General features: G+C 53.0%; 9 protein-coding genes. 6 read left to right on the top strand and 3 right to left on the bottom strand.

Going from position 1 to position 15,659, the window contains the following annotated elements; genetic code table 11:
• Positions 1 to 88 precede the first annotated feature (88 nt).
• The 4 genes from Q334_RS18475 (at position 89) to Q334_RS0107980 (ending at position 5,796) form a co-directional block, all read left to right on the top strand.
• Positions 89 to 1,243 carry a sensor histidine kinase gene (locus Q334_RS18475; RefSeq protein WP_035461128.1) on the top strand — a complete coding sequence of 385 codons (1,155 nt, stop codon included), beginning with the start codon at positions 89 to 91 and terminating at the stop codon, positions 1,241 to 1,243.
• A gap of 91 nt (positions 1,244 to 1,334) precedes the next feature.
• Positions 1,335 to 2,753, top strand: coding sequence for a sigma-54-dependent transcriptional regulator (locus tag Q334_RS0107990; RefSeq protein ID WP_027312745.1), 1,419 nt, complete (start codon positions 1,335 to 1,337; stop codon positions 2,751 to 2,753).
• A gap of 266 nt (positions 2,754 to 3,019) precedes the next feature.
• The gene (gene acs, locus Q334_RS0107985; RefSeq protein ID WP_027312744.1) at positions 3,020 to 4,969 is read left to right on the top strand and encodes an acetate--CoA ligase; all 1,950 of its coding nucleotides are present in this window, start codon (positions 3,020 to 3,022) and stop codon (positions 4,967 to 4,969) included.
• A gap of 161 nt (positions 4,970 to 5,130) precedes the next feature.
• Positions 5,131 to 5,796 carry a response regulator transcription factor gene (locus Q334_RS0107980; protein ID WP_027312743.1) on the top strand — a complete coding sequence of 222 codons (666 nt, stop codon included), beginning with the start codon at positions 5,131 to 5,133 and terminating at the stop codon, positions 5,794 to 5,796.
• 71 nt (positions 5,797 to 5,867) lie between these two features.
• On the opposite strand, the gene Q334_RS0107975 is transcribed toward Q334_RS0107980, so the two are convergent.
• The 3 genes from Q334_RS0107975 to Q334_RS0107965 all read right to left on the bottom strand — a co-directional run bounded on the left by Q334_RS0107975 (position 5,868) and on the right by Q334_RS0107965 (position 13,221).
• Entirely contained in the window at positions 5,868 to 7,400 is a 1,533-nt protein-coding gene (locus Q334_RS0107975; protein ID WP_027312742.1) for a DUF3369 domain-containing protein, read from the bottom strand.
• Positions 7,393 to 9,177 (bottom strand): ATP-binding protein, encoded by a 1,785-nt coding sequence (locus Q334_RS19960; protein ID WP_051527627.1) that lies wholly within the window; start codon positions 9,175 to 9,177, stop codon positions 7,393 to 7,395. Before Q334_RS19960 ends, Q334_RS0107975 begins: the two co-directional genes overlap by 8 nt.
• An 87-nt stretch (positions 9,178 to 9,264) precedes the next feature.
• A complete protein-coding gene (locus Q334_RS0107965) occupies positions 9,265 to 13,221 on the bottom strand; it encodes a hybrid sensor histidine kinase/response regulator (protein ID WP_027312741.1) in 3,957 nt (1,318 codons plus the stop codon).
• Between the two features lie 253 nt (positions 13,222 to 13,474).
• Between Q334_RS0107965 and Q334_RS0107960 the strand changes: the two genes are divergently transcribed.
• Together Q334_RS0107960 and Q334_RS0107955 are read left to right on the top strand one after the other, a co-directional pair.
• Positions 13,475 to 13,741, top strand: a complete 267-nt coding sequence (locus Q334_RS0107960; RefSeq protein ID WP_027312740.1) for a DUF4212 domain-containing protein — start codon at positions 13,475 to 13,477, stop codon at positions 13,739 to 13,741.
• 54 nt (positions 13,742 to 13,795) lie between these two features.
• Positions 13,796 to 15,631 (top strand): sodium:solute symporter family protein, encoded by a 1,836-nt coding sequence (locus Q334_RS0107955; RefSeq protein ID WP_027312739.1) that lies wholly within the window; start codon positions 13,796 to 13,798, stop codon positions 15,629 to 15,631.
• The last annotated feature ends 28 nt before the right edge of the window (positions 15,632 to 15,659 follow it).

Raw genomic sequence — 15,659 nt, 5'->3', positions numbered from 1 at the left:
ACTTTTTGCTTCAATGCGAGTGGTCGAGCTAGTCATTGCCAACTAATGTGCCAGAATAGGCAAACAGCAAGCAACAAGGGCAGCCTGGATGTCCGATCCTAAAGATTTATTGAGTGCCGCTTTTGCTGAGTTCAATGCGTTGGCAGCACAGTTAAGTGAGCGATACCACCTGCTGGAGCAGGAGGTCCATGACCTGCGTGCCCAGCTGGCGCAGCGTGATCAGGCCCAGCGCCAGGAAGAGGAGGCGCGTCAGGCGATCACCGACCAGCTGGATGTGTTGCTGGAGCTGTTGCCGATAGCCATGGTCTTGATCGATAACCGCGGGCAGATTCGTCGGGCTAATCCGGCAGCTTTGGCATTACTGGGGGAGCCGCTGCTGAACTGTGCCTGGGTTGAGGTAATCAGCCGCAGCTTTGCCCCCCAGGAAGATGACGGCCATGAGATTTCCCTGCGTAATGGCCGGCGTGTATCGGTGATGACTAACTCCCTGCCAGGGCAAGCCGGGCAAATTGTCTTGCTGCATGACTTGACTGAAACCCGTGCCCTGCAAGCACGGCTAAGCCAGCATGAACGCCTGACGGCGATGGGGCGGATGGTGGCTGCCCTGGCTCATCAGGTGCGTACGCCGCTGGCCGCTGCGTTGTTGTATGCCTCTCACCTGCAAACCGAGGAGTTGAGTGAACCCCAGCGTCTCAACTTTGCTGGCAAATTGCGCGAACGCCTGGTCAATATTGAACAACAAATTCGCGATATGTTGATCTTTGCCCGGGGGGAAGCGCAGTTAACCGAGGTGATGACGGTGAGTGAGCTGTTATTACGTTTGGAAAGTGCTCTGGATGTGCCCCTAGCCAGTTTCGATGCAGACTGTGATTGGCAGGATGAGAGTGCCGGGGCGCGCATTCAGTTGAACTCGGAAGTCTTACTCGGAGCCTTACTCAACCTGGTCAATAATGGTCTGCAAGCAGCGGGAGAAGGCTGTGCCCTCTGTATCCGCGCATTGCGCCAGGGAGAAGAAGTCGTTATTCAGGTGGAAGATAATGGCCCCGGTATTGCTAGTGAGCACCTGCCCCGTGTGTTAGAGCCCTTCTATACCACCAAACCCCAGGGCACTGGCTTAGGGTTGGCGGTGGTGCAGGCGGTGGCCAAGGCTCACGGTGGGCGCTTTGAGCTGAGCTCTGCTCCAGGCTGTACCTGTGCCAGTATGATTCTGCCCCTGCTCAAAGGCAGTGCAGATGAGAGCTGAGCATTCAGAATGGATAAGAATGGTTATGATGAGTTGGCGTGACGAGTACACCCTTACTCCACCACCCTCAATAGGCTGAATAGGATGCAGCATGACACAAGCAACGATTCTCCTGGTGGAAGATGATGCCAGCCTGCGTGAGGCACTGGCCGATACCCTTAGCCTGAAGGGCTACCATTACCTGCAGGCCCCCCATGCGGAAGCCGCTTTACAGCTGCTTGAGGAGCAGATGGTTGACATGGTGGTCAGCGATATCAGCATGCCTGGCATGGATGGCTATGAATTACAGCAGCGGCTGCGCGTGAGCCATCCCTATTTACCGGTGTTGCTGATGACCGCCTATGGCGACATCAGCCGAGCGGTGGAAGCCATGCGCAATGGCGCGGTGGATTATCTGCTCAAACCTTTCGAGCCCCAGGCTTTGCTGCAGATTCTGGAGCGTCATCTGGGCCAACGTATCAGTAGCGATGATCAGCAGGAACCGGTGGCGGAAGATCCTGCCAGTCGTCAGTTGTTGCAGCTGGCGCGCCGGGTGGCAGCCACTGATTCCACCGTTTTGCTTTGCGGCGAGTCCGGTAGCGGTAAAGAAGTGCTGGCCCGCTATATTCACCTGCATTCCGCCCGCAAAGATAAACCCTTTGTGGCGCTTAACTGTGCGGCCATTCCCGACAACATGCTGGAAGCCACACTCTTTGGCCATGAAAAAGGCGCCTTTACCGGCGCCTACGCCAGTGTGCCGGGTAAATTTGAGCAGGCCAATGGCGGCACCCTGTTGCTGGATGAAATCAGTGAAATGGCGCTGGAGTTGCAGGCCAAGTTGCTGCGGGTGTTACAGGAGCGTGAGGTGGAGCGGATTGGTGGACGCAAGACCATTGCGCTGGATGTCAGAGTGCTGGCGACCACTAACCGTAAGCTGGACGAGTATGTCGCCGCCGGTAAATTCCGTGAAGATTTGTACTACCGCCTCAATGTTTTTCCTCTGGAGTTATTACCGCTGCGGCAGCGACCCCAGGATATTCCGGCATTGGCAGAGCGCTTGCTGAGTATTCATAGTCGCAAGCAAGGGCGCAGTGGGGTTAGCCTCAGTCCGGGTGCGCGTCAAGCATTGCTCAACCACAGTTGGCCTGGCAACGTGCGTGAGTTGGATAACTGCATTCAGCGGGCGCTGATTTTACAGCCAGGTGCCCAGCTGTTGGCGGAGGATATTTGTGTGCAGGCTGCTCAGTTTAGTCGGGGCAGTGCGCAGGAGCCGAGCCCGAGCCCAGCCAGTATCCCTGCTACAGAGCCGACGACACTCGCCTTACCCCGTGAGGCGGATGCCAGTGCACTGGGGGCGGATATGCAGCAGCATGAGTTTCAACTGATTCTGGATGCCCTGCGTGCGACCCGTGGCAGTCGTAAGGATGCGGCGGAACGCCTAGGGATTAGCCCTCGCACCCTGCGCTATAAACTGGCTAAGTTGCGTGAAGCAGGCTATGACTTGGATGGCGCATTATTCCGCTTTGATTAAGTACAGCAGGCCGTTTGCGGTGTTGGAGTGAAAACGGCCTGATTGTCTCTCCGCCAAAGGGTGTAGAGCGACTTATGCTTTAGTCGATCTACGTCTATATGAGGCATTTTGGATATACCAATGTCTAATTATTAGGCTTGCCGCCAAGGGGTATAACTCCAGCATAACAACGGGCCTGGTACCCAGTCATAACTAAAATCTCCAGGCTATCCAGCAGCACCACACACAAGCCTGCTGCCAGAATAAAACTAACTAAGGGCAAGATGATGAGCGAAGTGAAGGTCTATCCTGTTAATCAGGAACAAGCTAAGCACGCACTGGTTGATAACGATAAGTATTTGGCCATGTATCAGGCCTCGGTGCAGAATCCAGAAGGATTTTGGGGTGAGCATGGCCAGCGTCTGACCTGGAGCAAGCCCTACACGAAGGTGAAGAATACCTCCTACGATCCCCACAATGTCTCAATCAAATGGTTTGAAGATGGTGAGCTGAATGTCAGCGAAAACTGTCTTGACCGTCATCTTGCTCAGCGTGGTGATCAAGTCGCTATCATCTGGGAAGGGGATAACCCTAACGAAGAGGCCAAGATTACTTACCGTCAACTGCACGAGCAGGTGTGTAAGTTTGCCAATGTATTGAAGGCCCAGGGCGTCAAAAAAGGTGATGTAGTGACGATCTACATGCCCATGATTCCTGAAGCGGCGGTGGCCATGCTGGCTTGCTCCCGTATTGGCGCGGTCCATTCCGTGGTTTTTGGTGGCTTCTCACCGGAGGCGCTGGGTGGACGTTTGTCGGATGCCAACTCCCATATTGTTATCACCTCCGATGAAAGTATGCGCGGTGGTAAGCGCGTTCCCCTGAAAAAGAATGTGGATGCAGCCTTGGCACTGCCCGGGGTGAAGGTGGACACCGTAGTGGTGGTGCAGCGTACCGGTGGTGAGGTGGCCTGGGCAGAAGGACGTGATCGCTGGTATCACGAGCTGATGGTTGATGCGAGCGCGGATTGTCCAGCCGAGCCGATGAATGCGGAAGATCCTCTGTTTATCCTCTACACCTCAGGTTCGACCGGTAAACCCAAGGGTTTGAAGCACACTACCGGCGGTTATCTGGTATATGCCTCCATGACCCATGAGTATGTCTTTGATTACAAAGATGGCGATGTGTACTGGTGTACTGCGGATGTGGGCTGGGTAACCGGTCACAGCTATATTGTCTATGGCCCGCTGGCGAATGGCGCCACCACCCTGATGTTTGAAGGGATTCCCAGTTACCCCGATAACAGCCGTTTTGGTCGCGTGATTGCCAAGCACAAGGTGAACCAATTCTATACCGCCCCCACAGCGATCCGTGCGTTGATGCAGCAAGGTGAGGATGTGCTAGGTGATAGCGACCTTTCCAGCTTGCGTATCCTCGGCTCAGTGGGTGAACCCATTAACCCTGAGGCTTGGGAGTGGTATCACCGGGTATTTGGTAAAGGTCAATGCCCCATTGTAGACACCTGGTGGCAGACTGAAACCGGCGGCATGATGATTACTCCCCTGCCTTACGCTACTGCAGCTAAGCCTGGCTCGGCTACCCGTCCTTTCTTCGGTGTGCAGCCAGCTTTGGTGGATAACGAAGGCAAAATCATTGAGGGTGCAGCTGAGGGTAATTTGGTGATTACCGATGCCTGGCCTGGTCAAGCCCGTTCCATTTGGGGTGATCATGAGCGCTATGTGCAAACCTATTTCTCCACCTTCAAAGGTTATTACTTCACCGGTGACGGTGCGCGTCGTGATGCGGATGGCTATTACTGGATTACTGGACGGGTAGATGATGTTATCAACGTGTCCGGCCACCGGATGGGCACCGCGGAGGTTGAAAGTGCATTGGTGGCCCATGCTAAGGTGGCGGAGGCCGCAGTGGTGGGCTATCCCCATCCGATCAAAGGTCAGGGCATCTATGTGTATGTCACCCTGCAGGCTGGCATTGAAGCCAATGATGAACTGGCGGTTGAGCTGAAGCAGTGGGTGCGTAAGGAAATTGGTCCTATCGCTACTCCTGATTTGATTCAGTTTGCCCCTGGTATGCCGAAGACCCGCTCCGGCAAAATCATGCGTCGTATTCTGCGTAAGATTGCCGAAGATGACTTCTCTTCCTTGGGGGATACCTCTACGTTGGCGGATCCTAGTGTGGTCGATGATCTGATTAGTAATCGTCAGAATCGCCGTAGCTAAGCACTATTGCTACCCAACTCCCCGGCTCGTCCGGGGAGTCTGTTTTTGGTAAGGCGCTTTTTTGTTGATGTAATCCCTTATTTTTTCTATGTTTTTCGCCTAGGCTATAAAAGGCTTGGGGCAACCTGGGCGTGGTTGTACAGAGTATCAGGGGAGTCGCTATGGAAGCTGGTCAAAAAATTATTATTGCGGATGACCATCCGCTGTTTCGTGCTGCACTTAAGCAGGCCGTTAACCAAGCCGTACCCCTGGTGCAGGTTGTTGAGGCGGATACGCTTGAAGCAGTACAGGAAGCGGCTGCGGCCCATGCGGATGCGGACTTGATCCTGCTTGATTTGCATATGCCGGGCGCCAGCGGTTTCTCTGGCTTGGTTTACCTGCGTGGCACCCATCCGGATATTCCGGTGGTGGTGGTGTCTGGCAGCGAGGAGCCCCAGGTGATACGTAAAGCCATGGATTACGGCGCCTCAGGTTTTATTCCCAAGTCATCTCCCCTGGATACCATCGCCAGTGCCATTAACTCGGTGTTGGATGGTGAGGAGTGGTTACCGGTTGCTATTGATGATCTGGAAGATCAGGTAACGGAAGAGGATGTTGCCTTTGCCCAGGCTTTGGCGACCCTGACCCCTCAGCAGTTTCGCGTACTGATGATGTTGACGGAAGGTTTGCTGAATAAGCAAATTGCCTACGAACTGAATGTATCGGAAGCCACCATTAAGGCCCATGTGACTGCGATTCTGCGTAAGCTTGGGGTGCATAGTCGGACTCAGGCAGTGATTGCCGCCAGTCGTTTGCTGGTGGATAAACCGAAAACTGAATTGGAATGATCTACTGCGCCAGCCAGTGTAATAGTGAAAAGACCTCAGCATGAGGTCTTTTTCGTTTACAGGCCTGTCCCTTAGTCCTGGTAGAGCTGGCGGATATGAATAAATTCCTCGGCATTATCGAGAAAGAGTTGTACTAGCTTAGGGTCGAAATGACGGCCTGACTCCCCTTTAATTAACTCCAAGGCTCGTTCAATCGGCCAGGCTGGTTTATAGCAGCGCTCACTGCAGAGGGCATCAAACACATCGGCGATGGCGGTGATGCGACCGTAGAGGTGAATGTCTGTCCCTTTCTTATGGTTGGGATAGCCGCTGCCATCCCAACGTTCGTGGTGATCCAATGCGATAATGGCAGCAGCTTGCAGGATAGGGCGATGGGAGCTTTTGAGCAGCTCGTAGCCCAGTTCAGCATGGGATTTCATTACCTTCCACTCATGGCTGTCATGTTTACCAGGCTTATTCAAAATATCGTCGGGAATGCCAATTTTGCCGAGGTCATGCAAAGGGGAGGCATAGCGCAGAATGGTGGCTTCCTCATCACTCATGCCGCAGAGTTTGCCCAGCAAAAAACAATACTCCGCTACCCGTTTAACATGGTGGCCGGTCTCATGACTGCGGGCTTCGACAGCCTCACCGAGTAGGTAGACAATCTCCCGTTGGGTTTCTTCAATGTCCTGATTAAGTTGTACGTTCTCAAACGCCACTGACACATTGCGGATAAAGAGCTCAAGTAATTGGCGATCCAGGGTGCTAATGGCCTGGCCACCTTCCATATAGAGTGCCAGGGCTTGCTGGTGGTTATTTGTGCACACCAGTACGGCGGCTTTTTCAGTGAAAATATGCTGGCCTTGGTTGAGTGCTTGGAGGATCAGGTTGCGTTCGTGAGGGAGGAGTGCTTGGCTGGCACTCTGCCCAATTAAATGCTGATAGCCGTCATTGGCGACCAGTACGCGCAATTCATCAGCAATTAACGCAGCGGCCACCTGGCGCGTGCGCTCAATCAAGACTCCCTTATCCATCCGCAGCAGGCCAATCAGTTGTTCCATCACTCCATCAACCAGCTGAATTAATGATTGACGGCGGAAAATGTCGACGGCGGCATCAATTACCTGTTTGAGGCCGCGGCGATTACCTTCGATGGTCATGATATCGCGGTAGCCGCGCAGGCTGGCGTACATCAGGGTGGAGAGCTTTTGTACGGTCAGTTCGGTTTTAGCTTTGTAGTCGTTGATGTCGTAATCCACGATCACTTTATGCTCGGGCGCCTGACCTGGCTGGCCGGTACGCAGTACCAGGCGCATATGGGAGTTTTGCAGGCGCTCGCGAATGTAGCGTACCAACTCTAACCCCGCATGATCGGACTCCATCACCACATCCAGCAGGGCGAGGGCAATAAACTCATGTTGGATATCCAGAATTTTGATGGCTTCTGCCCCTGAGTAAGCATTGAGAAACTTCAGTGGGCGGCCTTCAAACTCAAAATCCTGCAGGGCAAGGCGAGTAACCTGATGGACTTCCGGTTCATCATCGACAACGAGAACTAACCAGGGCTCGGCTTGATTGGGCTGTGCATCCGGTTGATCGGGGGCAAAAATAAGATCATCCATCCGTATCGCTCCTTAGCTCAGGTAAGCGGATCTCATACTTCAGCCCGCTTCCTGCTGGGCTACTGACATGGATACTTCCTTTTAATTGTTGGCTAACTAGGTTGTAGACAAGATGCAAACCTAAGCCACTGCCACCCTGGCCGCGTTTGGTGGTGTAAAAAGGTTCAAATAGGTGTTCCAGTTGCTCAGTTTTCACACCCTGACCATTGTCCTGGATGGTCCAAAATAGCAGCTTGCCTTGGTGTTCCAACTGCATGCTGACGTTTTTAATTTCTTGCTCGGGCGGGTAGGCATGGATCACTGCATTCATGACAATGTTGGTCACAATTTGTGCCAGGGCACCAGGGCAGGTGCGCCAGCGTAGATCTGGATCGCAACTCAGGATGACTGCAACATGATTTTTCTTCAGGGTGGGGCGCAGGCTGAGCAGGACTTCTTCCAGATAATGTTGCAAGGCAAGCTCACGGATATCCTGATTGGACTGGTCAACGGCAATGCGCTTAAAGCTTTGGATCAAATCAGCGGCACGGCCCAGGTTGCTCTGTAATATCTGGGTGCTTTCATCGGCCAGGGCTAAAAAGCGCTCCAATTGGCTACGGCTCATGCTGCCTGCTTGGTAGTGTTGCTGTAGCTCTTTCAATTTCTCAGCAAGCAGGGAGGCGCTGGTAATACTCAAGCCAATAGGGGTGTTGATTTCATGAGCTACCCCGGCCACCAGGCTTCCGAGGGATGACATTTTTTCGGACTCAATCAGCTGTTCCTGCATTTCTTGTAGGGAGTGGAGGGAGTCTGCCAGCTCGTGATTGGCTTTTTCCAGCGCATGGGTGCGTGATTTCACCATCAGGTCCAGGCTACGGTTCAACTCTGAAAGGCGATCATTTGCCTCACGCAGTTCTTCTGTGCGTCGTGCTACCCGGTGGTTGAGGTAACGAATAATAAAGCCAAGGGTAATGAGCAGGGCGCCGAGAATCGCCAGGGCAAACATCAGGTTGGTGGTGATGCGTTGCTCTTTAAAGGTGCCGGTAAAACGCTTATCAAAGGCGCGATAGAAGATGGATGCTTTGTCGACCTTTAATTTGAAAAGCTCGCGGTTGAGTAGTGGTATCAGATGACTGGCATGATTACCGACCGGGAAGTAGCCCTGCTGGGGGTTGAAGATAATGGGCGTAGCCAGCAGGCCGTAATAGCTGGCGCGAAAGCCACCAAAGATACGTGAAGCGACGGCGGCATCTATTTTCCCGGCTTGTACTGCTGCCAGCAGGTGTTCATAGCTATCAAAATCGATTAAGCGCACGTTAATGCCAAAACTACGCATTTGCTCAGCAAAATGTAGGCCGATGGCATCGCCCTGCAGCCGCCCCAGGGCACGACGATCCAGTTCAAATAGATTGTTAATCATGGGCTGGTTGGCTGGAATGTATATTTGCCCCCAATCGGTAACAACGGATTCGCTGGGAAAACGGAATAGCTTTTCCCGTTCAGGTGTTTTGAACATACCGGGCAAGAGGTCGATTTGCCCGGCATCGAGCATTTTCATTAGCTCGTTCCAGTTGCCGTATTGGTAGATCAATTGCCAATCGAGGGTGGCTGCAAGGTGGTTAAGGAGATCGATAAAAAAGCCATCGGGTTGGTGTTGATCGTTCATGTAAATCAAGGGCTCGTAGTCATAGACACCTACGATGACTTGTTCTTTGGCTTGGCTAAGGAGGCTGAACCAGCCACTGCAGAGCAATATGACAAGACGGGTATAGCGAGCAGTAGCGAAGCTGACGGACATGCAAGGCTCCAGCGACCCGGGGTAACCCCCGGGGGTGAACTCGATACTATGTTAGTTCTTAGTTCAGTGTCGCTAGTAAGGCAAAAATCAAAGGGCGAGATGATTTTCGCTTTTCTTGCCTTGGGCCTGGCGGTTGAGTAGGGCCCGCAGTGCAGCGGGCTTGACCGGCTTTTGGAGCACCATTGCATCGGCTTGGATAATTTCATTGCGAATCACCTCAGTACGATCCGCCGTGATTACAATTGCAGGTAGCGGGTAGCTGAGGTGAGCGCGCAGTTGGTGAATCGCCATCACGCCAGTAAGGTCGTTATCCAGATGGTAGTCAGCCAGCAGCACATCGGCACGCCAGTCTTGTAGCTGGGCGAGCGCTTCTTCTGCGCTAGTGGCGGTGCGTAGCTGGCATCCCCACCCTCCCAGTAAGGCGCGCATTCCTTCCAGGATTTTGACCTCGTTATCGATGCATAGCACCTTTAAGCCGTCCAGACCGCCTTTACGGCGAACAATGGCGCCAGGGCGTTTACTGGTATGGCTGACCTTGGCGGGATCACCATAGGGAAGGCTGATGCTAAACAAGGTGCCTTTACCGACTTGCGAGCGGACTTCCAGCGGATGCTCCAGAACCTTGGCGATCCGCTCGGTGATGGCCAGCCCCAGCCCAAGCCCCTTCACGTCTGCGTGGCGTGGGTTATCCAGACGTTTAAATTCCTGGAAGATTTCTTTGATTTTATCCTCGGCAATGCCAACACCGGTGTCCCAAATTTGGATACGTACCCCTTGGCGGCCTCGGCGTACGCCTAATACGACCTTGCCTTGGGTGGTGTAGCGAATGGCATTGGAGAGCAAGTTTTGCACCATCCGGCGCAGCAGTTGTAAGTCAGAGTGAACCACTGCTCGGCTTGGATGCAGCTGGAAATCCAAGCCTTTTTCTTGTGCCAGTACGGTGAACTCGGCTTTGAGCAGATCAAACACTTGATTGAGCGAAAAGTGGCTGCGATTGGGGATCAGGGCACCGGCATCAAGTTTAGAGATGTCCAGGAGGGCACTGATCAATTCTTCTGCTGCTTTGAGGGAGCCATCCAGGTGTTCGATCAAGTCCTTGGTGTCGCTTTCATAGTGACGTTGTGACAGCGCGGAGGTAAACAAACGCGCGGCATTGAGAGGCTGTAGTAAGTCATGGCTGGCGGCGGCAAGGAAGCGCGTTTTACCCAGGTTGGCTTCGTCGGCACTGGCCTTGGCCTGGCGCAGTTCGTCTTCGATCAGGGCGCGGATAATGTTCTCTTTACGAAGCTCCTGGTTAACGATTGAGAGAGCTTTGGTGCGTTCACGTACCCGCATTTCCAAGGTTTCGTTGGTTTCTTGTAGGGCCAGCTCGGCTTTTCGGCGTTCGGTAATATCAATATAGAGGGTGAAGTAGCCAAGAATTTGGCCCTCTTCGTTGATATGGGGGATATAGGTCACTTGGGCATAGCGTTCACGCTCACCTGGCAGTACAGGCAAACGGGTTTCAAAGGTTTGTCGGCGTCCTTCTAGCACGCGATCGATATAGGGTTTGCGTTCCTCATATTCGCTTTCACTGAGAATTTCATAACAGGGACGTCCGATCAGGGTATTGCGATCCAGGCCAAAGGTTTCCTGATAGGCGTGGTTGATAAAGCGATAGCAGCGCTCATTATCCAGATAGGCAATCAGGGCCGGTACGTTATCGGTGTAGATACGAATTGAGCGTTCACTCTCACGTAAGGCTGTTTCGGTTTTCTTGTGTTGAGTGATATCGGTGTAAGTGGTGACATAGCCGCCACCAGGCATGGCATTACCCCGCACCTCAAGTACAGAACCGTCGGCACGGTGTCGTTCATAACAGTGAGTACGCCCCTGGCGCAGAATCTCCAGGCGTTTGTTGACATGTTCTTGGGGAACACCGGGGCCGTATTCACCCTGCTCCGCATGGTAGAGGTAAATATCTGCAATGGGGCGCCCGACACTGATCAGTCCTGGCGGATAGTCAAACATATCCAGATAGGCGCGATTCCACACCACCAGGCGCAATTGGTTATCAACTACCGTAATGCCTTGGCTAATGTTTTCAATCGTGGCCTGTAGCAGAGAGCGGTTGAATTGCAGCATTTGCGAGGCTTCATCGACGATGGTGACCACATCGCCAATTTGCATATCCCGCCCCCGTAAGGTCGAACTGATGACGATACGGGCAGAGGAGGCGCCAATGACCCCGGCCAGTAACCGTTCGCAGTACAGCACCAACTCGGCGCTGGCTCGTTCATTGCTGGCGGCGGGTTTGAGTTGGCGCTCAAGGAAAAAACCGCGAATGGCCCGTTGGGCCCGTTCTACGCCGAGGAAGCGCTCAGCCAGCATCTGTAGATCGCCGACACTGGCATGGTCGCCCTGCACCCGGTTATTGGCATTGGCACCACCGTCATCCAGGGTATCAACAAAGCTGCTGGCTTGGATGCGGTCAATCAGCCGGCCGGATACCTGACGAGAAATCCAAAAGTACAGCAGCAGGTTAAAGCTGAGGCTCCAGAAGGTACCGTGGCTGATAGTATCCAGGCCGGTTAAGCCAAAGAGCGCGTAGGGTTTTAGCCAAGCAATGCCAAACAGGCCCTCTGCAAGCCAGGCATCGGGCAAAATACCGGCTTTCGCTAAACTGGGCAGCATCAGGGTATAGGCCCAGAGGCTGAAGCCTGCTATCAGTCCTGCCATCACGCCTTGACGACAGCCTTGCTTCCAGTACAACCCACCCAGCAGGGCCGGGGCAAACTGAGCAACGGCGACAAAAGACAATAAGCCGATATCCGCCAGAGAGGCGTGGGTGCCGAGTAAGCGGTAGTAGAAGTAAGCCAGTAATAATAAGCAGAAAATGGTAATGCGGCGGATTTTGAGCAGTAGCTCGCCAACATCGGTTTGATTGGAGAGGCGTCGCCCTGCCACCTTGAATAGCAGCGGCATAATGATGTCGTTGCAGACCATGGTACTCAGCGCAATGCTGGCGACAATCACCATACTGGTGGCAGCGGAAAGCCCGCCTATAAAAGCAAAGATGGCTAAACCATCAGCCTTGGCGCTCAAGGGTAGAGTTAATACAAAGGTGTCGGCATTGACGAAACCGGAGGGAAAGGTGGCCATGCCGGCAGTCGCAATGGGCAGCACAAAAATACCCAGCAAAATCATATAGAGCGAAAAAAGCCAGCGAGCGGTACGTAAGTCTTGCGGGTGGGTATTTTCAACGATGGTGACATGGAATTGGCGTGGCAGACAGATGACCGCAATCACGGACAGGATAATCTCGGTCAAGAAACTGCCGGCAAGAATGTCTTTCTGGAAGTTTTGGTTGTTTTCCAACTGAACTGAGGCCTTGAGGAATAGATCTTCAAAACCGTTGTAAATGCCAAAGACGACAAAGAATCCCACCGATAGAAAGGCGGCCAGCTTGATTAAAGATTCGAAGGCAATCGCTAACACCATCCCTTCATGGTGCTCTGTGGCATCAATATGTCGGGTGCCGAACAAGATGGCGAAAATGGCCATCAGCAGGGCGACGAATAGCGCGGTATCACTGCCACTGGAGGCGGCACTATCAGCAATACCAGTCAGCACGTTGTAGCTCATCGCCACGGCTTTAAGTTGCAAGGAAATGTAGGGCAGGATGCTGATCACGGTCATGATTGCCACTAAGGCGGCCAGTGTTTGGCTCTTGCCATAGCGCGAGGCAATAAAGTCGGCAATGGAGGTAATGTTTTGTTTCTTGCTGACGTGTACCAGCTTGCTGACAACCTTGATGCCTAACCCGAACACGATGATCGGGCCAATATAGGTGGCCATGAATTCCCAGCCGGTTGAGGCGGCGCGTCCTACTGCACCGTAAAACGTCCAGGATGTGCAGTACACCGCCAAAGAGAGGCTGTAAATAATGGGCTTGCGTTGGTTGCGTAGACGCCGGTGTGATTGCTGGTCCCCCCAGTAGGCAATAGCAAAGAGCATGCCGAGGTAGGCCAGAGAAATAAGTACGATCAACCAGCCTTGCAGCATGCTAGCGCCCATCAGTGAAGTCCTTCTGCATTATAGGGAGTGAGCCAGTCAGCGAGGCTACGACCATAGTCTAGGCTGTTTTTTGTGTTCATAACTATTTGTTTTTATTGATTATTTTTGTTGGCGTGTGGGCTTTGGTAGCCGTTGCACGAGTCCTTGCGACTAAAGTCTGTCGTGGTGTTTGCAACTCCTTTGCTAGATTGAAGTTGCGCATTTTCCTCACCCTTAACACAACAACAACAAGGTAAGTGCTATGAGCGTAAATCAGCAGAGTAGTTCTGCCCAGGAGTACTGGCGCGAAAACGTTCGTTTGATAACGACCTATATCGTGATCTGGTTCTTGGCATCCTTTGGTTGCGGCATCATCTTTGTCGAGCCCCTCAACACCATCCAGTTCTTCGGCTTTAAGCTTGGGTTCTGGTTTGCACAGCAAGGATCCATCTACGTCTTCCTGCTTCTCATCGTGGCTTATGCCATCAGCATGAACAAGCTGGATGAAAAGTACGATGTCCATGAGTGATCGGCAAGTGCCTGATCTGACTACAATAATAATTGCCTGAGGAAGGTCTTAGTCATGAGCCTTGACGCCTTAACCTATCTATTTGTAGGGGCATCCTTTGCTCTCTACATCGGTATCGCGATTTGGTCGCGTGCTGGCTCCACCAAAGAGTTCTATGTAGCAGGTGGTGGGGTTTCTCCGGTTGCCAATGGTATGGCAACAGCAGCGGACTGGATGTCAGCTGCATCCTTTATCTCTCTGGCCGGTATTGTGTCCTTTATTGGCTACACTGGCTCTGGTTATCTGATGGGCTGGACCGGCGGCTATGTGCTGCTGGCGCTGTTGCTGGCACCCTATCTGCGTAAGTTTGGTAAGTTTACTGTGCCTGACTTTGTAGGGGATCGTTACTACTCCAGTACTGCCCGTACTGTAGCTGTAATCTGTACCATCTTTATCTCCTTCACCTATGTGGCGGGGCAGATGCGTGGTGTTGGGATTGTATTCTCCCGCTTCTTGCATGTGTCCATCGATCTGGGTGTCATCATCGGTATGATTATTGTGTTCTTCTACGCCGTATTGGGCGGCATGAAGGGCATCACCTATACCCAGGTAGCGCAGTACTGTGTATTGATCTTCGCTTACACGGTACCAGCGGTGTTCCTGACTATGCAGGTAACCGGCCACTTCTTCCCACAGGTAGGTTTGGGGGCTGGTGTTGCGGAAGGCTTTAACGCTGAACTGGCGGGTAAGCCGGTATTACAGGTGCTGGATGAATTGGTGGTCGAGTTGGGCTTTACCCAGTACACCACTCAGGGCACAGGTAATCTGCTTGATCTGTTCTTCCTGACGGTTGCTTTGATGGCCGGTACAGCAGGTCTGCCCCACGTCATCGTGCGCTTCTTTACCGTTCCTCGCGTAAAAGATGCCCGTACCTCTGCTGGTTGGGCGCTGTTGTTCATCGCCATTCTGTACACCACGGTACCCTCTGTGGCGGCGATTGGTCGTCTGAACTTGATCAACACCGTAAACGGCTCTGACGGTCAGGGCACTCAGTATGCAGAAATGCCCCAGTGGTTTAAGAACTGGGAGAACTCTGGTCTGATCGCTTGGCATGACGTCAATGGTGACGGCAAAGTGCAGTACGCAAACGGTGTGGCCTTCGCTGGTGGTAAGCCTGAGTTTGATGGTGATAAGCGCGCCGAAGACGGTCATCGTCTGGTGTCCAACGGTGTGAGCGGTGAACAGGCTGCTTTTGATGCAAGCAAACAGCCTTTCTTCAACGAAATCTATGTTGACCGTGACATCATGGTACTGGCGAACCCCGAGATCGCCCAATTGCCAAACTGGGTTATCGCTCTGGTAGCAGCCGGTGCAATTGCAGCAGCGCTGTCTACTGCGGCGGGTCTGCTGTTGGTTATCTCTACGGCGATCTCTCATGACCTGTTGAAGAAGACCCTGACTCCCAATATTACTGAAAGCCAAGAACTGATGGCTGCTCGTGGTGCTGCTGTGGTGGCAATCTGCGTAGCGGGTTACTTCGGTCTCAATCCTCCAGGCTTCGTTGCTCAGGTGGTGGCCTTGGCCTTTGGCTTGGCAGCGGCATCCTTCTTCCCAGCCATCGTAATGGGGATTTTCTCCAAGCGGATGAACAAAGAAGGGGCAATCAGCGGTATGTTGGTGGGTCTGATTGTGACTGCTATCTACATCGTCTACTTCAAGTTCATGGGCGGTACCAAAGACGAGCTCTTCCTGGGTATTAGCCCTGAAGGTTTCGGCACTGTAGGTATGATCATCAACTTTGTTGTGGCCTATGCGGTGAGCTCTGTTACAGCTGCTCCTCCCCAGGAGATCCAGGATATTGTTGAAGATATCCGTGTTCCTCGTGGTGCGGGCGAAGCCCACTCTCACTAAGGCATGTGTTGCATGGCATATGCTAAAT

This window comes from Balneatrix alpica DSM 16621, assembly GCF_000619885.1.
GTDB lineage: Bacteria > Pseudomonadota > Gammaproteobacteria > Pseudomonadales > Balneatricaceae > Balneatrix > Balneatrix alpica.
The sequence above is the reverse complement of the archived record's forward strand: the minus strand, read 5'-3'. Positions and strand labels throughout refer to the sequence as shown.